The sequence below is a fragment of the Ruminococcus sp. genome (assembly GCF_024691275.1).
GTDB lineage: Bacteria > Bacillota > Clostridia > Oscillospirales > Ruminococcaceae > Ruminococcus.
On the sequence record NZ_JAILNU010000056.1, the window covers coordinates 19576 to 43112 of the forward strand.

The 23537-nt window shown below is 43.7% G+C and carries 19 protein-coding genes; 4 read left to right on the forward strand and 15 right to left on the reverse strand.

Features of this window, described 5'->3' with window-relative positions:
- Nucleotides 1-43: 43 nt before the first annotated feature.
- The 9 genes from K6G33_RS06520 to K6G33_RS06560 all read right to left on the reverse strand — a co-directional run bounded on the left by K6G33_RS06520 (nucleotide 44) and on the right by K6G33_RS06560 (nucleotide 11738).
- Nucleotides 44-1291, reverse strand: a complete 1248-nt coding sequence (locus tag K6G33_RS06520; RefSeq protein ID WP_296777520.1) for a fibronectin type III domain-containing protein — start codon at nucleotides 1289-1291, stop codon at nucleotides 44-46.
- 10 nt (nucleotides 1292-1301) lie between these two features.
- Nucleotides 1302-1862, reverse strand: a complete 561-nt coding sequence (locus K6G33_RS06525; RefSeq protein WP_296777522.1) for a hypothetical protein — start codon at nucleotides 1860-1862, stop codon at nucleotides 1302-1304.
- A complete protein-coding gene (locus K6G33_RS06530; protein WP_296777525.1) occupies nucleotides 1859-2506 on the reverse strand; it encodes an ABC transporter ATP-binding protein in 648 nt (215 codons plus the stop codon). Before K6G33_RS06530 ends, K6G33_RS06525 begins: the two co-directional genes overlap by 4 nt.
- Nucleotides 2503-3693, reverse strand: coding sequence for an ABC transporter permease (locus K6G33_RS06535; RefSeq protein WP_296777527.1), 1191 nt, complete (start codon nucleotides 3691-3693; stop codon nucleotides 2503-2505). The genes K6G33_RS06530 and K6G33_RS06535 overlap by 4 nt, the downstream gene beginning before the upstream one ends.
- Nucleotides 3677-4087 carry a DUF4418 family protein gene (locus K6G33_RS06540; RefSeq protein WP_296777528.1) on the reverse strand — a complete coding sequence of 137 codons (411 nt, stop codon included), beginning with the start codon at nucleotides 4085-4087 and terminating at the stop codon, nucleotides 3677-3679. The genes K6G33_RS06535 and K6G33_RS06540 overlap by 17 nt, the downstream gene beginning before the upstream one ends.
- A gap of 239 nt (nucleotides 4088-4326) precedes the next feature.
- Nucleotides 4327-4809, reverse strand: coding sequence for an SMI1/KNR4 family protein (locus K6G33_RS06545; RefSeq protein ID WP_367270491.1), 483 nt, complete (start codon nucleotides 4807-4809; stop codon nucleotides 4327-4329).
- 58 nt (nucleotides 4810-4867) lie between these two features.
- Nucleotides 4868-6898 carry a serpin family protein gene (locus tag K6G33_RS06550; protein ID WP_296777530.1) on the reverse strand — a complete coding sequence of 677 codons (2031 nt, stop codon included), beginning with the start codon at nucleotides 6896-6898 and terminating at the stop codon, nucleotides 4868-4870.
- A gap of 233 nt (nucleotides 6899-7131) precedes the next feature.
- Nucleotides 7132-10023: a dockerin type I repeat-containing protein gene (locus K6G33_RS06555; RefSeq protein WP_296777533.1), complete on the reverse strand. Its 2892-nt coding sequence runs from the start codon at nucleotides 10021-10023 to the stop codon at nucleotides 7132-7134.
- A gap of 359 nt (nucleotides 10024-10382) precedes the next feature.
- A complete protein-coding gene (locus tag K6G33_RS06560; RefSeq protein ID WP_296777535.1) occupies nucleotides 10383-11738 on the reverse strand; it encodes a trypsin-like peptidase domain-containing protein in 1356 nt (451 codons plus the stop codon).
- A 389-nt stretch (nucleotides 11739-12127) separates the two neighbouring features.
- Here K6G33_RS06560 and K6G33_RS06565 point away from each other — a divergent pair, with 389 nt between their 5' ends.
- On the forward strand, nucleotides 12128-12688 hold the full coding sequence (locus tag K6G33_RS06565; RefSeq protein ID WP_296777536.1) for a flavin reductase family protein: 561 nt from the start codon (nucleotides 12128-12130) through the stop codon (nucleotides 12686-12688).
- 294 nt (nucleotides 12689-12982) lie between these two features.
- Here K6G33_RS06565 and K6G33_RS06570 read toward each other — a convergent pair whose 3' ends face one another.
- The 6 genes from K6G33_RS06570 to K6G33_RS06595 form a co-directional block, all read right to left on the reverse strand.
- Nucleotides 12983-14134, reverse strand: coding sequence for a glycerate kinase (locus K6G33_RS06570; protein WP_296777538.1), 1152 nt, complete (start codon nucleotides 14132-14134; stop codon nucleotides 12983-12985).
- 67 nt (nucleotides 14135-14201) lie between these two features.
- Nucleotides 14202-15398, reverse strand: coding sequence for an endo alpha-1,4 polygalactosaminidase (locus K6G33_RS06575; RefSeq protein WP_296777540.1), 1197 nt, complete (start codon nucleotides 15396-15398; stop codon nucleotides 14202-14204).
- Nucleotides 15399-15548: 150 nt separating this feature from the next.
- Nucleotides 15549-16766, reverse strand: a complete 1218-nt coding sequence (locus K6G33_RS06580) for a YqiA/YcfP family alpha/beta fold hydrolase (RefSeq protein ID WP_296777542.1) — start codon at nucleotides 16764-16766, stop codon at nucleotides 15549-15551.
- A gap of 15 nt (nucleotides 16767-16781) precedes the next feature.
- Nucleotides 16782-17156, reverse strand: a complete 375-nt coding sequence (crcB, locus tag K6G33_RS06585; protein ID WP_296777545.1) for a fluoride efflux transporter CrcB — start codon at nucleotides 17154-17156, stop codon at nucleotides 16782-16784.
- A gap of 471 nt (nucleotides 17157-17627) precedes the next feature.
- Nucleotides 17628-18554, reverse strand: a complete 927-nt coding sequence (locus K6G33_RS06590; RefSeq protein ID WP_296777547.1) for a hypothetical protein — start codon at nucleotides 18552-18554, stop codon at nucleotides 17628-17630.
- Nucleotides 18541-19095 carry an RNA polymerase sigma factor gene (locus K6G33_RS06595; RefSeq protein ID WP_296777549.1) on the reverse strand — a complete coding sequence of 185 codons (555 nt, stop codon included), beginning with the start codon at nucleotides 19093-19095 and terminating at the stop codon, nucleotides 18541-18543. The genes K6G33_RS06590 and K6G33_RS06595 overlap by 14 nt, the downstream gene beginning before the upstream one ends.
- A gap of 198 nt (nucleotides 19096-19293) precedes the next feature.
- On the opposite strand from K6G33_RS06595, the gene K6G33_RS06600 reads away from it, so the two are divergent.
- The 3 genes from K6G33_RS06600 (at nucleotide 19294) to K6G33_RS06610 (ending at nucleotide 23505) form a co-directional block, all read left to right on the forward strand.
- The gene (locus tag K6G33_RS06600; protein ID WP_296777550.1) at nucleotides 19294-20340 is read left to right on the forward strand and encodes a hypothetical protein; all 1047 of its coding nucleotides are present in this window, start codon (nucleotides 19294-19296) and stop codon (nucleotides 20338-20340) included.
- Between the two features lie 142 nt (nucleotides 20341-20482).
- Entirely contained in the window at nucleotides 20483-21016 is a 534-nt protein-coding gene (locus K6G33_RS06605; protein WP_296777552.1) for a flavodoxin family protein, read from the forward strand.
- A gap of 806 nt (nucleotides 21017-21822) precedes the next feature.
- Complete coding sequence (locus K6G33_RS06610; protein ID WP_296777553.1) at nucleotides 21823-23505, forward strand: DUF5131 family protein; 1683 nt, start codon at nucleotides 21823-21825, stop codon at nucleotides 23503-23505.
- Nucleotides 23506-23537 lie beyond the last annotated feature (32 nt).

Consider the following 23537-nt stretch of genomic DNA (forward strand, 5'->3'; position numbering starts at 1 on the left):
ATAAAAAGCAGTGTGCCATATGGCACACTGCTTTTGTTATTTGTTACTTTCTTTTGGAACGGCTTGAGGACAAGAGAAGGAGTGCAGAGATACCGATCACGGCTTCGGCTGCACCAGCGCCTGCTTCACCTGTTTTAGGACTGCTGTAGCGTTTGGCAGAAGTGATCGTTGTTTTAGCAGCAGTCGGAGCGGCAGTTGTTGCAGAAGTTGTCATAGCATTACCTCTGCCGCCTTTTTTTGCGTCAGGATCGGGAGTTCCGTCGGCTGTAACGTGAATATAGTTGTAATGGCACTGCGAGCCCATCCAGCAGGTAAAAAGGATATCTCCTTCTTCTTCGGGGGTGAATTCGTAAACGAAATTTTCACCGTGTTCAAGAGTAAGGTGATTCTCATTTTTATTGGAAGAATCCGTGCCCCAGCCAAGATCGGGTATCTTGATTGTACGTGCGCAGCCGATAAGCTCTGCTGCTTCGGGGACATTGACGTACCACTTTACAGGAACACCTGCTTTGACAGTGATATTGCCTGTCCAGAGCTGATCGTATTCGGTAACGATTCTCTGTTCAGCGGCTTCCGAAGGAGCATTTTCTGTTTCTTTTGCAGCAGCCAGTACGAATTCATTCTCGCCGGCACTATTGCCTGAAGTCGCCTGTGTAATGATCCTGAAGGTGTAGGCTTGATTCTGATCGAGTTCCTCAAAGACAGCGGGGCTTTCCTTTACAGAAACTTTTTTGCGCTTGCCGCTTTCATCTGTAGCTGTAACTTTATATCCTGTGATCCTTGCGCCCTCGGGAGCTTGCGGAGCAGTAAAGCTTATAGTTGCTTTATTGCCGTTCCACTCGGCAGAGATGTCAGAAGCATCGTCGGGTTTAGGAACATTATATGTACCGTCGGCAGTAACGTGGATATAATTATGGTGGCAGGACGAACCCATCCAGCAGGTAAAGAGGATATCTCCCGTTTCCTCGGGTGTGAACTCATAAACGAAGTTATCACCTTGAGTAAGTGTGAGGTGTCCTTCTTCCTTGTTATGGGAATCAGTACCCCAGCCGAGGTCAGGGATCTTGATTGTTGCGCCGCAGCCTTTAGGCTGAGTTCCTTCAGGGACATTTACGTGCCACTTAACAGTGTCGCCTGCTTTTACTGAGATATTTCCACTCCAAAGGTCTGAGTATTCTGTAACAAGTACAGTTGTATCGGCAGCCTTTGCAGTTAGATCAAAGTGACCTGCGGCGTTATAAAAAAGTGCAAAGCCTAAAATTGCAGATATGGTTTTTTTAATAATATTCATATTTATCTCCTTAGATTTCTTCAAGTTTGTCAACGTAAACAATACCGTCTTTGAGTGTGCCTGTGACGGAAACATAAAGCTCACTCATGCGGTCTGTATGGATAAGATAGTCCCATGCAAGCTCCTGACCTTTTTCGTCAAACATATAAAAGAGCCACGAGCCGTCTTCCTGCTGTATATCGAGACCGTAGCCGCTTGCACGGCATGAGTCCATAAGCATACACGGAAGATCATGTTTTGGCGGATCTTCAAAATCGCTGCAATCCTCATCAATGAGTATCCCGCTGAATGACTCGAAAGATACTGCTTCCGCCCCATTGCTTTCAGAAGAGAAAGCAGTAGTTTCCGCAGCTGTCTCGGCAGTTTCAGTCGGTGCAGTCCCAACTGCTGCGGTCGCAGTAGATGATACAGCGGTAACAGCTGCTGACTGTGTCGTAACAGCAGACGAAGCTGTGACTGTTTCAGTGACTTTCAATGGCACTGTTTCAGCAGTATTGGCTGTTTTGTTTTCTCCACAGCCAAATAGCAGGAGCATCGGGACAATAATCGCTGTATATCGTATTTTTTTCATATTCTGTCGTCTCCTGAACTTATTCTGATTACTTCGGGATCATATTCTAAAATATCTTTGTCATGTGCGACAATGAGCAAGCCTTTACCGTTTTTGTATTCCTCATAGAGTATCCCGCGGACTATATCAGCGCTTTTTTCGTCAAGATTAGATGTCGGCTCGTCCACGAGAAGCAGTTTCGCGTCGGACATTATCACTCTTGCGAGGAGCACTCTTCGGTATTCTCCGCCCGATATATCTGAGGGATATGAGTCGATGACATTGTCGATGCCGAGCTTCTGCGTAAGTTCAAATACGTGTTTTTTATCATATTTCCTGCCGTAAAGCTCAAGGGGACAGACGATGTTCTGCCACACTGTCAGTTCAGGGATAAGCGAATTGCCCTGTGCCATATAGCCCAGTGTACCGTTTCTAAGCAATGTGCGTTCATGTTCCGACATACTTTCATAGACGTTTTTTCCGTCTATCTTTACGTGACCGCTGTCTGGACTGAGCATTCCGCTGAGTATATTGAGCAGAGTGGTCTTGCCGCAGCCTGATTCACCTGTAACGCAGATGAACCTGCCGTCGGAAAGAGTGATATCAACAGGTGAAAGCCCGTTTTTACCGAAAGATTTTGATATATTATGTGCTTCAAGTATCATGGCTGTTCCTCCATAAGTATAGCAGGTTCTGTTCTCATGATCTTGAAGAATGTGAACGAGTAAGCTGCTATGAGAATTATCAGGTTCACTGCCAGGACAGTCAGACAAAGTCCGATAGTTTTTTCTGCACCGATAAAGCGATATGGCAGCTCCACAGAACGTTTGATAAGGTCATGCATAGGCAGGAGCAGTACTGCTGTTATGCCGATGCCGGCAAAGGTTCCGGCAAGTGTGAGATAGAGGTATTCAAAGAAGAATATTTTCACTATCTTAGCTTTGCTGATGCCGACAGAAAGCATACTTCCTATGCGGTTGCGTCTTTGGTAGAAGGTTAGGGTGATAAGCGAAAAAAGTGATACGGCTGAAAGGATAATTACAAAAGCGTCAGCCACAAAGCCCGAAAACTTGAAATATCCTGCCTGTTTTTTCAGTTCGCCGACCAAGCTGTCTGTGGAGTAAACGGTGACATCGCTGAGAGAACGGTTGATTATCCTTGAAAGATCGGCGATCTCGCAGTTCTTGTCAGCGTTTATGAGAACCATTGAGGTGAGGTCGCTTTTGCCCTTGAAAAGCTGTGAATACTTCTCATCTGAGGTGATCTGTTTTGCAGATTCAAATGATACGAAGATGCTGTGATCGTAACCCATTCCTGTTTCATCGAGGACATCGGCTACAGTGAAATCATGATCGAAAAATGTGATAGATCCGCCCTTTTGAAGTCCGCAAGATACACCTGCGATAAGCTCGCCGTCTTTCAGGCTTCGGACATTGTCTTTGTTTGTCCATGTGCTCACAGAAAAGTCAGTATCAGGGTCAAAAGCTATTATCTGAATACCTGCCGCCGAGCAGCAGTCCAGAGACAGTGTTTCGAGGTAAAGCTGAGAGCTTACCTGTGCTACGCCTTCGGTATTGCTTATCTTTGTCTCGGGATCGGCTTTGAAAAACATGGTGCAGGCATCACCTGCGAACAGTGCATCTTTTGCGTCGTCATTATAGTCTGAGGGAACTGCTATCATGTCAGCTCCGATACGGCCTTTGACCTGACCGATGCCTGAGCTTATATTGTCATTGAAGAAGCCTACTCCGAAAATGCAGGCGGAAGAGATCGCTGCAAGCAGGAAGAATATAACACTTCGGAAGCTGTGTCGGACTATATTGTTAAAAGCGACCTTATTTGGCGTTAGCATACGACCGCCTCCTTGATGACCCTTTTAGAATGATGATGACAAGAAATACAGCGGAGAATGCAGAAATAAGCAGTCCGACCGATCTGAGCGTCGGAAATGTCTTCATGTTGCAGCTCATGGAAGCGACCTGACAGCGTCCGAAAGCAGGAATGAAAAGCAGAAAGATGCCTGATGCTATATTCAGCAGAGCTGTCAGCGGCTGAACTGCCTTCTTTTTTATGAACAGGGTCGAGATGTTTAATATCAGAACGAAAGCCAAAACAAATTCAGCGATATAAGTACTGTGTTCACAGGGCATTGGCATAAAGCCGTGACATGGCTTACAGATCGTATTAACAAGCACGATCGCTGCCGCAGAAATAAGGACCGTAAATATCCTGAAAAACTTATTCATTTGAATCATCGCCTTAAAAAAGAGTTATATCTATCAAGTAGATGTTTATTATTATCTCACATTATTGATCGGTTGTCCAATTCATATAATCAATAGTGGGTTATAAGTTTTTCCGATAATGAAGAGATCCGCAAAACATAGCTTTGTATCCGCTCTGTAAAATAAAAATGACAGGGAGAAGCTCCCTGTCATTAAGATCATATGTATTGAATTTTCATCAGGAATGTTTGAAAAGCTGTTTACACTTCCTCATGATTGTATATCATGGTAAGAAATTCTTCTAAATTATTTGCGACAAAGGTGACGGAATTGTCAAGCTCATTGTCCACCAGCACGATGCGCGGTTCGCCGTTTTCGTCGACCGAACCGAAATCCATGAAGTACATATCATGACCCGCGGACTGTGTTTCGCCGAAAGGGATACCGATATTGGGATACTGCCATTCATTTATCCAGTTGTCATACATATCGGCAAGACCTTCACCTGACGAAACGCCGTAAATAACTGAAAGCCAGCAATCCTCGAACTCGTTGTAGTTTATAGAGCCGCCGTTACGTATCTTCAGGAGTGCGATATACGATTTTGGAAGCTTCCAGCCGATCGCTTTCTCAGTTTCTTCGAGCTCCTCATCGGTGAAAGGCGGAAACGTATATTCATCGTCTTCGTCGAATAATTTTTCTACGTTGATATTTTCAAAAAAGCCATTATGAACCTCCCTGATTTGTGTTTGACTTAATTATAATATATGAAGTCGGGAATGTCGGTAAAAAGCAGTCCGTTCAGGTGCCCAGCTCGGTAGCAGCGCCTATGAACATCGGGATATTGTTCTTATCCACTATCATGTACACGAAAGGCTTGTCGAGTCTGATTATCACGTCTTTGGTTTTAGGAGACATACCGCCTGCGTTTCCAAAAGATATAGAGGCAGCGGCTGCTTTTGTACCTTCTTTGCTGATTTCTATTTTTGTTTTATGGATAACATCGCCAAGGTATATTGGTTCAGCTTTGTCAACAGTCTGGTCATTGAGTCTTGAAAAATCGGCTCTCAATTCATCAAAAGCCTCCTTCATTCCGAGTTTTTGCAGAGCTTTTGGAAGGCTTGTGGCGTAGCTGTATTCAAATTCGGGGATCATTACACGAAGATTCAGCGGAACTTCAAGGGACTGATACGGCTTTGTGAGCGCATCTGAAAGCTTTTCGGGATCAAGGTCGTTCACAAAACGGATTATGTCCTTGTCTCTCGGCATGATACCGACAAAGAAGTAATCGCCGTTCAGATACGGCTTCTTGAATGCATCGGCATCTTCAAGCTCGTAATAATAGTCCTCATTACTTGACATTTCCATGATCTTGTGAGTTGTTCCGTCAAGAGCGGTAAAAATACCGTTTGTGGCATTGTCGTATTTTTTGTTCCATTCCATATCAAAGTAGAGTGTATTGATAAGTGCTATTCGGACATCATCTTTCAGATCTTCCTTGCGTATGGCGGTAGGGATCATGCCGTTGGTATTCTTGTTTACCCAGCTGTTGATGTCAGTTACTGTTGAGTTGTCAAAGCCGGTCTTATATATCTCGGCATTATAGTATTTTCTGTCAGTTTCTAAGAAGCTGTCAAGTGGCTTGAAGTAGTCAGCGTCCTTGCACCACAGGGAGTTGGCTACATTGAGGTGCTCACCGTCTTTGTCCGGGAGATTGCTGAGGAAATATGACATATATTCATTTATATCATCTAACGAGAGCTGTTTTCCGCCGAGCACTTCTTCCATTTCTTTGAGAGTATTATTGTCAGCGCCGTTTGCCATCATGGAAAGAGATGATGATATCGAAAAAGGTGAGATAAGGATATTTTTTTCTTTGCTTTCGGGGTCGAAGCATTCCTTTAGCAGGTCCACGCCGAGCTTCATCTGAGAGTCTGCGAATTTTTTGTCAGCTTGCTTTCCCTCAGCGCGCTGTATGTTGATTTTTTCATCGAGGCGTATGCTGCCTATTTCTTTGAATGAATTGAATTCGGATTCCTTTCCGAGAATGAAATCTGTCACCTGCTGATAATCTTCGGAGTCTATCCTTTTATCCTCATTGATGTCAGCGTTGAGGAATTCGTCAGCTGAAAGCTCTCTGCCAAGGCAGTTATTGATGTACTGACCGTATTCAAGTCTGTCGAAGGAATCAATGACCTCATCGCCGTTTATATCTCCGTAGTAATGGAAGTTGTGACGCTTAACGGAGATAAGCCTGTCTGCACGTAGCGAAAGGGCAGAAGACCAACCGAAAAATCCAAAGTTATCATAGTTTTTATCCTTGTCCTTGAAAGGATCGAATCCCAGTTCGGGATTTACGTGAAATGGCCCGGGAGAGCTGCCATCATTTAAAAACTGCTCCCACATTGAATTGCCGATAATATCAAAGGAAGAAACTGAAGAGGTGTTTAAGAAATCATAGAATACCTTTGACTCAAATACTATATCATAGCTTTTGCCTTCTGTCAGGCTGCCGAGCTTTTTTATACATTCCTCGTCTGCATCGGTTATATTGAGCTCGCCTTGTTTAGCAGAATATTCAGGAGCAGCATTATCCATGAAACTGATACAGGGCGTATCATTGATTATGGTAATATTTTTGATGACATAGTCTGAAAGAGTGTAAACATACATCCGGTCATCGGTGTTGTACTCAATGCTTCCGTATGCATTGATAATTTCAGCGGAAGCATCAATAGAACTGAAAATATTGTTGTTCGGTAAAGCGCAAACTGCAAGAAGCACTCCGAGTGAACCTGCAATAAGCTTTGAAACGGCTCTGTTTTTTTTCATGATCGCAGCTCCTTTCGCCATAAATAGCATTATATGCTTAAAGTATAGCATTCTGTAAATAAGATGTCAATATATCTCGATTTTTTTGTTGAGCAATAACAAAATAACGCAATAATTGCTTTGATTGCGGTAATTAGCAATTATTGCACATTAAATATGGTGTCATTGTCCGAAAAAGAAAATATCCGCCCGATTGGGCGGATATTCGCTGCTTTTGATGTATTAAATGCACTTTATGACTTGATCTCGCTTCCGCCCCATTCAACAACTGTAAATCCCTTTCTTTCAAAGGTCTCAAGCTGCTGCGGTTCGATCTCTACAGCGTTTTCAAGCGGAACATATGTCATGAATACACGGAGCAGGCTGTCAGGTGTCGGAGATATGTTCAGCTTTGCGGAATCCGTGTAGGCATTGCCCTGGAAAGAGATGAGGTTATACTTATTATGCTCCATTCTTGGCAGCCAGTATACTATGAACTCGTTCATTTCTTCTTCTGTCAGTCCCATGTATGTGAGTTTTTCTTTGAGGAAGCTCTCGGTATCGCTGCCTGCAACGCAGAATCCCTTTGAGAGATCGAATCTTGTGCGGCAGTTTGCTGCGTCCCAGAAAAGATACTTGTGATGTGTACCGTCAGCCTTGTTGGTAAGGCTTCCGTCGGGGTATGCCACAACGTTCCAGCCGTTGTTGTACTTCGGGTACGTAGTTGAAAGCTCTGATCCAGTCAGCTCAAGCTCCACATGAACGTCGGTCTTCTGCTCGGGATAAAGATAGATAACGGGCTTATCGGCATATACCTCGAAATAGATAGTCGGAGTTTTACCGTCATCTTTGACTGTCCTGATCCAACCGTAATTTTCGTTATAGTTAGTAAACAGCCATTTATCCTCATTGTTGTTGTAACCCTGTTCAAAAAGATGTTTTCCTTGCGGGATCGTGGTGATAGTCTCGTAGCTTTCATCGGGACCTGAGTACAGCTTCAGACCGTCTTCAGCAACAGTAAATGGTGCTCCATAGCCGTTCAGATTATGAGGAATGACAAAAGTGATATACTTTTCCTTCAGGGCTTTCATTTTTTCCAGAACAGCAGGCAATTTTGATGAAGCAGCCTTTTTCATGGAACCATCTGAATAGCTGAGTTCGAGAGTGTATGCGCCTTCATCAGATTCATGTTCGGCGGGAGAATTCATGTTCTGTATCATGCTCTCGTAGTTCAGAGCCATTATTTCGCGGTAATCAGCTTCCGATATACGGACAGTCAGCGGTTCGGCATACAGGTCTTTAGTCATATCCTTATAACTAAAATAGTATTTTTCATTTTCGCGGTATACTTTATATTCTAAAACTGCGCCTACGACTCCGCCTGTTTCTTCTTTGACGCTGACCTCAACAGGCAGACGCAATGATTTAAGAAGAGCTTTTTTCATAAGGCAAAGATCAAAGACAGTGAGCTTGTTATCAAGATCAAAGTCAGCTTCTGCCCAGGAGTAAATCTCCTTATCGTATGCATTGAGCAGCCATTTCTGCAATGTTACAACATCAGCAACATTGAACTCTGTATCGCCGTTTATATTTCCTGATACAGTGATATTAGTTCTGATGACCAGATCCATTGCACCGTTGTCATATAGTGTAACTTCGGGCTGATCGTCACACAGGAACGCAAAATAATCTGCCTCTCTGTAAAGGTTTGCAAGGCTATCGGTTGTATAGGTGTATGGATTGGAGTTGGGAGAATATATCGGACCTGTGTAAATCCAGCCGTTAGGGGACATATTTGTCCTGAATCTTATATCCGTACCGAATCCCAGGTTATGGTTCTTCACAAGCTCGCTCGGGATAAGCTCTCCCGTCTCCTTGTCATAAAACGTTATCCTTGTCTGACCTTTTTTGAGGTCGGTGAGATCAGCGGATTTTTCCTCGGGGAGAACTCTTTTTGCTTCTTTTTTCAGTCTGAACACAACATCAGCAGAGCTGTTGTCGTATTTTTTTATGGTCATATGATCTTCGGGGACGATAGTACCGTTGTAATATCCCGCAGATTTTTCTTCTGTATCGGGCAGTGAATAGCCGATAGGAGCACTGAGCAAGCCAAATGAGAAATTGTATCCGTCAAAGAAGTTCCCTAAATCTACTGTGGCAGGATTACTTTTGAATCCGACGGGCTGCATATTACAGTTGAGCTCACCCTCGGGAGTATTTTTGCGTATATCCGTCCATATTTTGGGAATTGTTCCGTCTGAAAGATCAATGAGCTCGCCTGTATCATAGTCAACAAGGCTGACACGCATATCTCCTGAAAGCAGAACAGTCTGCGCATTATCTATAACTTTGCAGTCGGCAGTAAGATTTTCTTCATTATCACCGTCGGTGGAATAGATCGCTCCGAAATCGTAGGATATTTTGTCATAGCCGTCTTTCACAGCCTTATATGCATAGACCGTGTTGATCTTTCCGCCGTCAAGGGGGATCGCAGATACGGGACTGCAATCGTTTACTTCTGCAAGCTCAAAGCAATTGCTGCCGTTTTCTTTCAGGGTCCAGTCATAGGCAGTACCTGCATTATGAGACAGGCAGAACACAACATAATTATCTTTTACCGAGACAAAGGAGTTATCTTTGGTAAATTTGCTGAATTCTTCGTTGCAGTCAGGAAGCCAGCTGTATATATCGGTCTCTATTACCTGAGTCCCTGAACTTGTGAAAGAGTACTCTTTCTGCAATTTTGAGTCACAGCTGAACTGAATTTTGAAATCCGGCTGTGATGTCCATGCATTTTTGTACGTCATAACTTCATATGCCGTATCTGTATTTTCGTCAATGAATACATTATGATAGTATTCCGCTGATACAGCGGCAGTGTTCTTTATGGTGTATTTCTTTGTGCTGTAGGATTCTTCTTTGAACACAACACACAGCAGGTCGCACTCATTTCCGTCACCTATATGCGTTGTGCCGTAGGTGTTGCGGAATCCGAGCGCAGAGTCGAAGTCTGTGGGGATCCAGTCGGGAAGCAAACTGGCTTCCTGAGTGTTTTCAGTCTGATCGGCAGCAATTGCAGGGGACAGTGATGCTGCTGATGACAACATCATACCTGTTGTCAAAAGAGCGATAATTCGTTTTTTCATTTTAAATTCCTCCGTTCTGTGATTAAGTTTTTTGCCTGTTCAGGCTTTTTGTTGATATTAGTTCCCGATACCAAATTCAAAAGAGCTGAGATCGGGAACGAGTGTAGTTTTGCATTTCACTTCAGGACTGCCGTAGTCATTGATGTCAGCATTTACGGATACCATTGGTAAATAATGCTTTTTACTATTTAACGGAGAAGAAAAACAAAATGTGCGGACAAAATCGTAAATTTTTTATGAACATATATTTAACAGCGGAACTTTTTTGAAGGTTTATGCTTCGGGAAATGTCGGTGCGGCAAAAAAATACCGCAGCATTAAGGCTGCGGCAAGGTATATATCAGAGAGGGGGGATCGGTTTAGTTTTGTTCGGCTATAGCCTCATCAAGAGTGACTGTAACCTTTTCCTCACTGCCGTTCCTTACAAAGGTAAGCTCGATGGTTTCGCCTGCCTTATGCTCGTTTTTCTTAGCAGTAAGCTCTTCATATGTTGTAACGGCTTCATCATTTACCATAGTAATGATATCGCCTTCCTGTAAGCCTGATTTTTCAGCTGCACTGCCTTCTTTAACTTCTGTGATGTATACTCCGACGGGAAGATTATACATTCTTGAGATATTCTCGGTGATATCCTGACAGCTGATACCTAACTGCGGCTTGCCCTTAACATAGCCGTATTCCATAATATCTTCAACTATTCTTGCAGCTTCGTTTGAAGGGATAGCAAAGCCTATGCCTTCGATGCTTGTCTCGGAATATGATGCCGACATCTTGGAGGAGTTGATGCCGATCACCTGACCCTTCTTGTTGATGAGAGGACCGCCTGAGTTGCCTGAGTTGATAGCTGCATCTGTCTGGATAAGAGTCATTGACTTTTCGTTTATTGTTATCTGACGGTTAAGTCCTGAAACGATACCGCTTGTTACAGTGTTCATAAGGTCAAAACCGAGAGGATTGCCGATTGCAATAACGTCCTGACCGAGATTGAGTTCGTCGCTGTTGCCGAATTCGGTAGCTGTAAGACCTTCTGCGCTGATCTTGAGGACTGCAAGGTCACAGTCTGTATCATATCCGATGACCTCTGCATCATAGCGGTCTTCTTCGTTTACGATAACAGAGATGCTTGAAGCTATGCCTGCGCCGTACTCTGAATCGTATATAACGTGGGCATTTGTAACTATATAACCGTCAGCAGTTATTATAACACCTGTGCCCGTAGCTGTTGCTGTGGAAGTCTGAGGCTGCTGATCCTGACCGAAGCCGTTCATGCCTCCGAATCCGCCGAAGTTATAGTAGCCGCTGCTGTTCTGTGAGGTCATTGTGAATGTGGACTCGATACCTACGACTGAAGGAAGGACCTTTTCCACAACTTCCTCTGTTGTGAGCTCACCGCTGTTTGTTGTTGTCGGAGTGATATAGCTAACATTTTCGGCAGAAACAGCTGATACGGAAGTCTTTTCAGCGGTTTCCTCCTCAGTTGTTTCAGCAACTACAGCTGTTATGTTTTTGTCTGTTCCGAATGCATGGTGGTAGATACCGATAGAGCCTGCTGATACGAGAGCCATTGCCATGATAGAAGCTGCGATTCTTGTGCTCATGCGTCTTCTGATGTTCTTTGATGAATTGCTGTCTGTTGAAAAAACAGTATATTCATGATACATATTATCCATATCGTTTGTATTGCCGTTAACTGTATATTTATTTTCTTCTCTCATAATATTCACTATTCCTTTCATAGCTTAACATTCGTTTTGATCTCGGGTGTCTTTCCCGTTGCTGTGATTATATTATATTTTGCCTGTGTGAAATAAATTTGCAATGAATGTAGAATTCTGTGGGATTTTTGGTGTTGTATTTTTCACATTTATAAAAACTGTGTGAATGAATGCGATAGTTTTGTTAGTGTATCATTCACACAGCTTACACTTTTTGAGAAAAAACATGATATAATGAAAGAACTGACGGCAGGTTTGACATTAATTAAGGGATTTCTGTTGATTTGCGAACGATACTGTGGTATACTAAGTAAGGAATAACTGAGATAAAATGATCTCAATAATAAAACGGCATTCCAGCCGCTGAATAAATACGGAGGTATTTGATTATGAAACAATCATTTGAAAAAGGCTTTTTTGCACCGCTGCCTGTTCTTATCATCGGTACATATAACGAGAACGGAACACCTAATGCAATGAACGCTGCATGGGGCGGACAGGTCGGCATGAGCCAGATATCTGTAAGCCTTTCAGCTTCTCACCGCTCCACTGAAAATATCAGGCTGAATAAGGAGTTCACCATAGCTTATGCAACAGCAGACCAGATCGCTGCCTGTGATTATGTGGGCATCGTATCAGGCAATAATGTTGAGAACAAGCTGGAAAAGTGCGGATTCACCGTAACAAAGTCTGACAAGGTAAATGCTCCTGTTATCGACCAGCTCCCTGTAACTATCGAGTGCAAGGTCATAGACATACAGGAGGAGTTCGGCGAGACCAGAGTAGTTGCGGAGGTAGTTGGTCTGAAGGCTGACGAGAACGTCCTCACTGACGGTAAAGTCGATTACAACAAGGTGGGACTTGTAATATATGATACAGCCACAAAATGCTACAGAAAAGTCGGCGACAGCGTTGCCGCAGCCAGAAGTGCAGGCAAAAAGTTTGAGTAAAACGATTTATCAGTAACCATTATCAATGAAAAATGCAGCCTGAGCATGATGCTTGCATAGAAGTTTTTACGTGAGCTATTGTTGAAAAATCTTTTGGAGAAGATTTTCTCTGTATTCTTTCAAGACCGTTATTTCATTTTTTCTATGATAAAGCCCCTTTGTAGTTAAATACAAAGGGGCTTTATCATAGAAAAAATCAGCTAAAAGTCTTTGGAAAGGGGTTCGGGGAAGAACCTTTCCTCAGAAAGGTTTCCCCCGATAATTCCGTGTAAAGTTTCTATATGAGCATCATGCTTATAGGCTGCATTTTTGTGAGGATAGTTCGATCGTCCTGAAGACCTGTTCTGCCGTATCAGCAAGATTATTGAAGGCATTAGTTCTGTCCATGGCTTGTTCGAGAGTTGAGACCTGCCTTATTATCGGGAAAAATGCATCAATGCCATGCTGATTGCAAAGCTCAGCGCCGCTTTTCACCGCACCGCTGAACGCTATAACGGACTTGCCGTATTTCTTTGCGAGCTTTGCGATACCGACGGGAGCTTTTCCCATGGCGGTCTGACTGTCGAGACATCCCTCACCTGTGACGACTATATCAGCTCCTTTTATTGCTTCTTCGAGCTTAGTTTCGCGCATAATGAGCTGAACTCCCGGTTCTGTCTTTGCATTAAGATAGTACATCAGAGCGAATCCGAGACCGCCTGCTGCTCCTGCTCCTGCCGTATCGGGAGAAGCTGCTGGATTATAGCTTTTTGTAAGCTCGGCATATTCGCGGAGCCATGTATCCATAATGGCTATGGACGCTGCGCAGGCACCCTTTTGAGGAGCAAATACTGCACTGCACCCATTATCGCCGCAGAGCGGATTCGTAACATCGCAGGCAACATGAAAACGGCATTGCCTTAGCTCGGGCGAGACATTGTCATCGGTGATGCGGACAAGCTGCGAAAGTCCCTTTGCACCGTATCCGACCTGCTGTCCGTTCTTATCGAGCATACCAAAGCCGAGAGCCTGCAAGCAGCCGATACCTCCGTCATTGGTGGCACTTCCGCCTATACCGATGATAAAGCTGCGGCAGCCGCACTTTACTGCGTCAAGTATGAGTTCGCCCGTGCCATAAGTAGTGGTATACATGGGAGCGTCAACAGTTGGGGACAGCAGAGTGATTCCCGAAGCAGCAGCCATTTCAATAACGGCAGTATTGTCGGGAAGTATGCCGTATTTTGCTTTGATACGCCTTCCGAGGGGGTCATAGACCTCTGTTTCGCGGAACTGTCCGTTCATTCCCGATACGAGAGCCTCAACAGTACCTTCGCCGCCGTCCGCAACAGGTCTGATAACTGTTTCAGCGTCGGGATAAACGCGGCGAATACCATCTGCGGCAGCTTTGCCTGCATCGAGAGAGGTAAGGCTGCCTTTGAATGAATCTATTGCGATAACTGCTTTCATTTTATGCCTCCTGTATAAGCACCGTGCTTACCGCTTGCTTTTTTCTTTTATAGAGAATCAGGCACTATCATACGGAAAGTGTGGGAATGATCTTGAGGAGATACTCCTGTATCTTTAAAGCATCGTTCAATGTTACGCCGTTTGAGCCCTCAACATCTGCATTAGCTGCTCCCTGCTCAGTGAGGCAGCTCTTTTCGCTTCCGTTCAGTCCGTATTTATTTGGATTTGCCAGTGACTGCATTATAAGAACGACATCTGACAGATCAACTGTATTATCCACATTTGCATCACCCGCCAATAATTGACCGACTTTTGTTCCGACAGAGGTCGTAACTGTAGAAGTTGTTGCCGCAGAAGTCGTTACTGTAGTCGAAGTAGTAGTTGTCGCTGAACTGCTCGGCTGAGTAACCGGAGGTTTTGCGATAAGCGGCTGCGAACCCTTCTCCTGTCCGGGTGTCAGAAGATCAAGAGTAGACGATGCGTAATAGGTATAGCCTTTTTCAAGACAGTAGCTCTTTATAAAATCTATCAGCTCGCTGTCCTTGGTGTATTCAAGCAGGTAAACATCTTTGCCGTAGTCACTGACGAGCTTGCAGTATTTTTGGAAATACTCTCTCTCCGAAGCCTTATTCTTTGAAAAGGTCTCGTTCTTCCAGTTGATGGCACTGAATACAGTCTCTTGATTTACAGCGTCCATAACAGCATCGAGACTTTTATTCTTTTTGGCATATTCCGTTACATATGTATCGCCGCCGTTGATGATAACATACGTGCCGTACTTCTTAAAGCCTTTGAGGATCTCTGTAACTCCGTCATATATCTTATTCTCTTTGAAGTTGTAGTACACGTCGCAGTTGTCAACAAATAGTCCGTCAACGCCTTTATCGAGTATACTCTTTGCGATGTCGCCAACGATGAAATCCTGCCACTCTTTCTGAGAAACATCTACCCATCTTTCGTCCTCCCAGTTCTCGTATACGCCGAGAGTATATTTCTTATATTTCTCGAAATAAGAGCGGAATTCTTCAACAGAACCGAGATTGATATAGCTGTAAACGATGTGGCCTGTATTCTTTAACTGACTTATCTCATTTTTCGAGAAATACTGTGCATCAATAACGATCTTCCTGTAGCTTTCCATATCAGAGATATTCTCGGGGTCTGCTCCGAGAAAAACGCCGTACTCGTATTTAATGTCTGCTGCACCAGCATTCGCGCAGAGCTGACCTGTGAATACTGTAGTAAAACAACAGGTTGCTGCCATGATCAAGCTGCCTATTCGTCCTTTTTTCATCTTTAGACCTCTTTTCATAAAATGATAGTTTGTTTCCGTGTTTACAGGCATTCCCACAGGGATATACCCGATTAATAGTACACTCGAACGGACAAAAAGAATTCAGACAATATATAAATATCATAAAAGCTGCACAAGTTTCAGCGGTGTATCAGCAATGAGCGACTTTATCTCACTTTCAGCGTCAAGATGCATGAGGTATACGTGAACTCCGCTGTCCGCAAGTTTTATGAACTCGGGAAGCATCTCTTTCAGATGCAGATGGACTTCGCTCTTGTAATATGCCGCTTCGGTATAAAGGAACGAACTGCTTTTCAGCAGAGGCTTGAAAGGTTCAAGAGTTGCTGTATCTCCCGTATATACGGCGTTGTTTCCGTGAATACTCAGGTGATATCCGAAGCATCTTCCCTCAAGCGGCTTCACATGGGCAGTCGGCACTGCTGCAGCGAACCATTTTTTATCAAGTTCATCGGCGGTAACAATATGGAACCACTCCTGCTCGCAGCCCTCTATCCTCATAAGGAGCAGCAGCAAGTCGTCTTTCACCTCAGCTGACGGAGCGACGATCGTCACTTTTTTCTTCATACAGCTTGCGAACCATACATATTGCAGCATCGTTCCCACGCCGCCGCTGTGGTCGCCGTGAGTGTGAGTAACAAGGATATAGATATTGTCGTACTGCTCCCAGTTCATCTTCTTGACCTTCTGGTATGAAGTCGCAGGGCAGTCAATGAGAACAAGCTCGTTATCCTCAACGAAGAATGCTGAATCATGCTCGTCGGCAAACGCCGAACCTCTGCCTAAAAACAGGAGCAAACGGTCATTCTGTATTTCTGTCAGCATTTCTGATAAATACCCGCCAATATTCTCGATGGTGCTGTGGCTGCCGTGAACCGCCTTAATAGTTTCCGACAGCTTCACACAGTCGGCATGATTTGCAGGAAGAATCGTATCAGCATCGCTGCATAAAGTATATGCGCGTTCATTTTGAGTGCTGACGGACATTTTTCGGTACTCCTCCACAAACTCAGCAGGTATGCCCGAAGCCGTTATAAGCTCCAGTTCATGGGGGTAATAGCATGGATTCGTAAGTATGCACGGACGGCGGTACTTGCGGCTAAGCTTGTCCGCGAACCAGCCTCCGAGACTTTGTCCGACGAAAAGAAAATCGTCGGTATCCACATATTCCGAAAGTTTTTCGAGCAGCTCAGACGGTGAGAGCTCCATGTATTTCATCTTCGGAGATATTATATCATCAGGAGAGATGATATCACACAACGCCTTGTAATTTTTGTTATCGGCTTCTCCCATGAAGCCGTGCAAATTCAGTATTTTCATATTTCTCACCTGTTATCAGAAGATTTTCTCAGCTAAAAACTGTGCTGCAAATAAAGCGGCTATCCCGACTGCAACGCTCAGTATAACATACGCCGAAGCTGTTATATACGAGCCTTTCTCCATAAGCTCTCCTGTTTCAAGAGCAAAGGACGAAAAAGTCGTAAAGCCGCCGCATATGCCGACTTTCAGAAAAAGAACGAGCCGCGGAGAATCTGAAAACTGCTTTAGCGTCAGTGCCGCTGCAAGTCCGATCATGAAACAGCCTACAATATTAACAATAAACGTTTTAATGGGGAATCCGTCAGTGCTGCCTATCGGCAGTTTTCCTATCAGGAACCTGCAAACTGCTCCGATCGCACCGCCTGCTGCAACTGCTAAACAATCTGTCATATTCTCACCTCATATTATATGTTATCCCAATTATATCACAACACGAAAGCATTTACAACATATATTATTATAGCTGTAACGTGAATATGAAATGAGCATTTTTAAAAAGCAGCGATCACTTAAGCAGAGTACTCATATAGAACCTTTACATGGGATTATCGGGGGAAACCTTTCTGAGGAAAGGTTCCTCTGACCGAGGCGTTCCCCTCTGTCACTGCGTGACATCTCCCCGCACTGCGGGGAGTCACCCCCGTGCCCCCTTCCAAAGACTTTTAGCTGATTTTTTCCTATGATAAAGCCCCTTTGTAGTTTAATACAAAGGGGCAATTTATCTATGTGCTTTATCATAGAAAAAATTAAATAACGGTTTTGAAAGAATACAGAGAAAATCTTCTTCAAAAGATTTTTCCTCAATATCTCACGTAAAAACTTCTGTATAAGCACCGTGTTTATGCATTTCTCTTTTTATATTTATGAAATATCATCTTCTTTTTTGTAAGAGCTGTTTATGAACATGAAGTATTCGTCGGTATTATTCAGTCGTGCAGCAACGGCTTCTTCCTTGTCGATGCCATTTATTTCGTATAGCGCCATACCTTCGACAATTTCCCAGCCGTTTGAAACTTTGAACGTTACGGATATATTTCTTATGAAGTCACCGATGCTTTCGGGCTTTACAAGAGCGTCCGCCTTCTCATAAAGACAGTCGTTATATCTGAAAATCCCGTGCGAAGAGCGGATTGCTTCGCTGTAATCAAAGGGGAGTGTTCCTTTTACTTCTGAATCCACTTGTGTCATTGAAGTAGTCGGATCGGTAGCTTTTGCTTCAGATGATGCGGAGCTTTTTGTGATCTTTGCAATTTCTTTCTGATCTGAAGTTGTCGTAACAGGTCGAGGTACTGCGGTGACAGGACCTTCATTCATAGAAGTTGTGGTGGTAGCTTCGATTATTGAGGTCGGAACAGAGGTCTGCACAGGCTTGACGCTTGTGGTAGTATGAGTATATGGATAGGCAGTAGTAGTCTTTGGACGGGCAGTTGCAGTCAAGGAGCTGCTTCCTGTCTGGGGAGCTGTTGATGAGCTGACGGTTGCTGAAGATGTGGTATTTCTGGAATGTTCGGTAGTCGGAGGCTGAGTTGATGCCGATTTATCCGCAGTAGTAACTGTTTTTTCGGCAGTAGTTTCCGTTGTTGATATCATGGAGCTGTTGTGCTGGTTATCAGGCTTTGGCATGGACGAAGTGACGCGCCAAACACCTATACCTGTGATAACAGCGGCACACATTCCCGAAACTGCATAAGAAGTATGTCTTATCTTTGCGGCTCTGACTTTTCTGGACTCTATGATCTGGTCGCCGCGCTGCATTATTCTGTTTGATATGTCTTCATAGCTCCTCATATTCAAAGCCCTCCTTTTCGAGTAATATCTTCAATGCCGCCTTTGCTCGGTAGAGAAGATTTCTTATTTGCCGCTCATTCTTATGCATTATCTCAGCCGTTTCGGTGTTGCTGAAATTCTCAAAATAAACCAGATACAGCACCTGCCTGTAATCGCCGTTGAGCTTCTCCATGGTACGGAGGAGCTGTTTTTTATTTTCGGCAGCTATATGGTTCTTTTCTATATCCTCTCTGTCTGATATATCATAGAAATCGTCCAGCGGAGCTTCCTGTATTTTGCGCCGCTTTCTGATAATATTGTAAGCCGTGTTGCGTCCCACGGAGAAAAGCCACGTTTTAAAGGTGCTTTTCCCTGAGAATTCGGGTCTGTCCGTGTAGAGCTTCAGAAAAGTCTCCTCGGCAAATTCTTCCGCTTCGGCGATATTTTCGGCAAAACTGTTAAGATATAGCGTAAGACCGTCCCAGTACTCCGTGACCAGTTCGGTAAAAGAATTTCTGTCACCTTCAAGAAAACGGCGGTAGCTACTTGCACCGTTATCCATAGACAGCTCCTTTCATATAATGAGATATTATCCTCTATTAATTAGTACCATTTTTCCTTGGTTTGTCTCACCTTGATTATAAAGTTTTGAGGAAAAATTGTCAACTGAAAAAATTATTAAAACGGCTGAGACATTTTTATCATTTGTGGTACTAATTAGTGAAAGCAAAAATCCATGACTTTTAAAGGAGGTCTTATTATGAATAAAAAGCTTATGTCAGTTATCGCAGCTGGGGCTTTAGCAGTCTGCGGTTCGCCGATCAGTGCAAATGCTCTTTATACTGAAAGAATGACAGGAGGGGATTACAGCGATTTCATTAAGATTGAATATAAGTCTGATGACAAAGTAAATTACTATATCTATAACGGAACTGAAACCAGATTTATCGACCCTGAGAATCCGTATTATCGCCGGGCTGTAAGAGAAGAAAAACTCAGTGACAGGATATACTTCAATATCGCAGCCGAGGAAGGAGCTGAAAGCGCTGTCACGGTTGGTGACAATGCAACATCAGGTCAGATAAACCTGCTGTTCAAGGACTTTGAGACAGAAAACGGTGACGCTGTACAAGTTCACGGCAGTATTTTCAGCGGCACATACAAATATTATGCAGAGCCAAGCAATGGAAATAAAAAAGGCGACGTGCTCAGGCTGACTGCAAATGATGTTCGCAGGATAAGGGATATACTTGTCAATGAAGCAGGTGCAGCTGATATTATCTTTGCTGATGACGTTAACAGCCCGTCCAACGGAAGTATCGACCTTTGCGAGTTCACGTTGTCATATGAGTACTATGTTGGCAAAACAAAAGAGGATAGAGCAGCGAAATTAACTGAGATCAAGCAGCAGGTAGAGGAGTTTGCAACAGAAAAAGGTTTTGATGTAACAGTTTCGGGCGAGTCGATCATTTTTGTCAGACCGAACAAGAATATCTCTTTGGCAGAAATGGCGGAGATCACCGGAGCTATAGATGATAATTTTGATGATATCGCGTTATATGAATCGTGGCAGTGCGACGCTTCAGAGAGCTTCGGCGGCATCGACCTTATGAACGCTGTTGACGGTGATTCAAACTGCGATGAGGAAATGGATATGGCGGACGTAGTGTTTATCATGCAGTCTCTTGCAAATCCGAACAAGTATCAGATAACAAAGCAGGGCAGATTCAACGCTGATCTGGACGGTAACGGTCTCACAGTAGGCGACGCTCAGGCGATACAGGAAACGCTTCTTGGTCTGAGATAAGGATAAACGGTAATAATTCTCTTTCATAGTGCAGCAAGCCCGCTCGGTCTGAGCGGGCTTTTGTATTGACAAAAGGCAGCTTTTATGGTAAAATATATTATAAAAATGCTTGCCAAAAGCAAAAATAAGGAGTGTAACTGACATGAAAGTATTGGTAATAACAGGAAGTCCGCACAAGAACGGAACATCTGCGTATCTTGCAGAGCAGTTTATCAAGGGCGCAGAAGAAGCAGGACATGAAGTCTGTCGCTTTGACGCGGCATTCAAGGATATCCACCCTTGTATCGCCTGCGAGAAATGTCATGGTGCTGCACCTGCCTGCGTGTTCAAAGATGATATGGCTGAGCTGAATCCTCACCTTATCGAAGCTGATGCAGTAGTTCTTGCGTCGCCGATATATTATTATGCTGTAAGTGCGCAGCTCAAAGCTGTTATCGACCGTTTTTATGCAAACGATGCTGTTATTCACGGCGGCAAGAAAGCTGTACTTATGGTGACAATGGCTGATGACAATGAAGAGACAGCAGATGGTGCAGCAACTTCGTTCAAGGGCATGACAAAGTATCTTGAATGGGATATCGCAGGCACTGTTATAGCTGTGAACTGCATGACACTTGATATGCTGAAAAAGACTGATTATCCCGTACAGGCTTACGAGCTGGGAAAAGCGCTCTGATAATATGTTTAAAAAGCTGCTTCCGTGTAAGCGGGGACTTATGTAGAAACTTTACACGAAATTATCGGGGAGAACCTTTCTGAGAAAAGGTTCTCCCTCAATAACTCACGTAAAAATTTCTATATAGGCACCGCGCTTGCTCCGAAGCCCTTTTTGTTTTATTTGAATATTAATTGCGGCAATGAAGTAAAAAATTTTATTTGAGCAAAAAAAAGGCGTTTCAGGCATAAAATTGCACAAAAATTGCATATAGCCCGAAATGTTAACCACGGTTAACAAAATAATAATGCTTGACATGGGCGAATGTACAGTATATAATTTTAATAGCAACATTTGATTAAATAGCAACAATTGACCTATGATCATATGCAAAGAAATTAAATTTTCATATTCTTTTTAGCTTTGCCAATAATTGCTTAAAAACATCGCTTTTAAACGAGCCGCAGCCTTTCTGCTGCCTGATGTGCAGTGGGATATTGTAACTATCATTATTTCATTTTTTCAGCATTATTCAGCTAATATTTAGGCAATGATTTATGACAGTTCCGATTATAATGACATAATCATAAAGCAGCCTTAAAGAGAGTAGATATGTATCTTTGCACCTGATGAAACCGTTCCCCCCATCATCTGTGTTTATCCCGTTATATCGTACATACGCTCTTTGTCTTTCCCCCCATTACGGCATGGAATGTCTGCACATAATGCGGAAAATACAGATCCACGCTTTGAATGCGGTAAGGCGTACACCGCTTTCAGGCAAGACGCAAAAAGAAATTTAGAAATGCTGAGAGGCAAGATGTTTTATGTTGAGAATTGAAGATTACTACACAGATGCCCCTTCTGCGGGTATTATCACCATGCTCGAAAAGCCCGAGGTCGTAAACCGACTTATGAACACTCTCATATGTAATTTTAAGGGCTTTGATTACATGAAAATGAAGATCGAGATGCACGCTGTCAAGGAGGAGCTGGAGGAGTACAAGAACCTCAATCAGATGTACCTTAACCAGATACAGAAGCTCCATGTCTACTATGACGGACATCAGCTTGCATTGAAGCGTATCCTCAGAGATATCAACTATGACACCCACCTGAATACCAAGGTGTATTCACCTGTAATCGGCTGTCCTGTAGGCTGTCCGTACTGTTTTACCAAAAATGTTGTAAATCACTTCGGCGTTACCGCTGACTACAAGAAGCCTGTTTTCCGCGGCTTCTATAAGATAATGAAAGATTCGGACGGCAACGATGTCCCCGAACTCTTTAACATTGAGAGCGAGAACCCTATCGACTGGTTCCTGACTTATATGTCAGATTTCGGCTGCTGGAGACCTGAGTGGCAGGAAAATGTACTTCAGCAGATCATTGCTGCAAATAATATAAAGCGCAGAAAGGGCAAGTGCCTTGATACTTTCCAGCTTGTAACAAAATGTCCTGAGGGTATCGACCTCAGTCCTATACCTGCCGAAACGGATATACGCAATGTCGTTATTTCCTGTACGGTTGACAGGAACGAATGTACACACCGTATCCCCGAGCTTATAAAGAATACAAGGGGTCATCTCATCACAGGCTGCGTTGTTTATCAGCCTGTACTTGAACATATTGATCCTGTTTATCTTGACGAATTTGTAAATACCTTCGGAAAAGATCATTCATGGGTCATCATTGGCGGTGAAGTCGGCGAAAATGCCGCTCCATTCCATTTTGAGTGGATAAAGGATCTCGTAGATAAGTGCAGGGAGCTTGGCATCTCGCTTAAAATGCAGCCTGATATCAAGGAGATCGTCAAGGCGAACGGCTATGAATTCTTAGAGCAGGGGCCTAAGCCGATAAGAGAGGCTAAGGAGATCCGCAAGAGAAATCTGGCTATGAAAGATGCCAATATTTCCGAGCGTTACAAACTCAGAGTTGCAGAACTCAACAGAAGACTTACAAACTGTGTTGTTAGTGAGAAAACAGGTATTGCTACACTTGTTATGCTTAGTGACGTTGAAATGATCGTGGAGTGCGCAAAGCGTCTGCTTGCACTTGCACCTGATTTCGATGTTATCCTTTCGGCAGAAACAAAGGCGCTTCACCTTGTTTATGAAATGGCAAGACAGAGCGGCAAGAACTATATCGTTGCCCATAAGTCTGTCAAGCTTTATATGAACGATGCTATCGAGGTAGCGGTCAAGTCAGTTACTACCGAGCAGGATAATGAGCATTTCACCAATGACAAGCTCGAAGTAGCTGTAAGATCTGTTGTTACCGAGAATGAGCAGAGACTCTATCTTGAATCTCAGGATGTTGAATCTGTTAAGGGCAAGCGTGTCCTTATCGTTGATGACGTAATCAGCAAGCCAGATGCTCTGAAGGCTCTGGTAGCTCTTGTTGAAAAGGCAGGCGGTATTACCGCAGCAAATGCTGCTCTTATCGCAGACGGCAACGCTGCAAAGCGTAGTGATCTCATCTTCCTTGAAGCACTTCCGAATAATATGTAAGAAAAACAGTGCTGTATAGTATACAGCGCTCA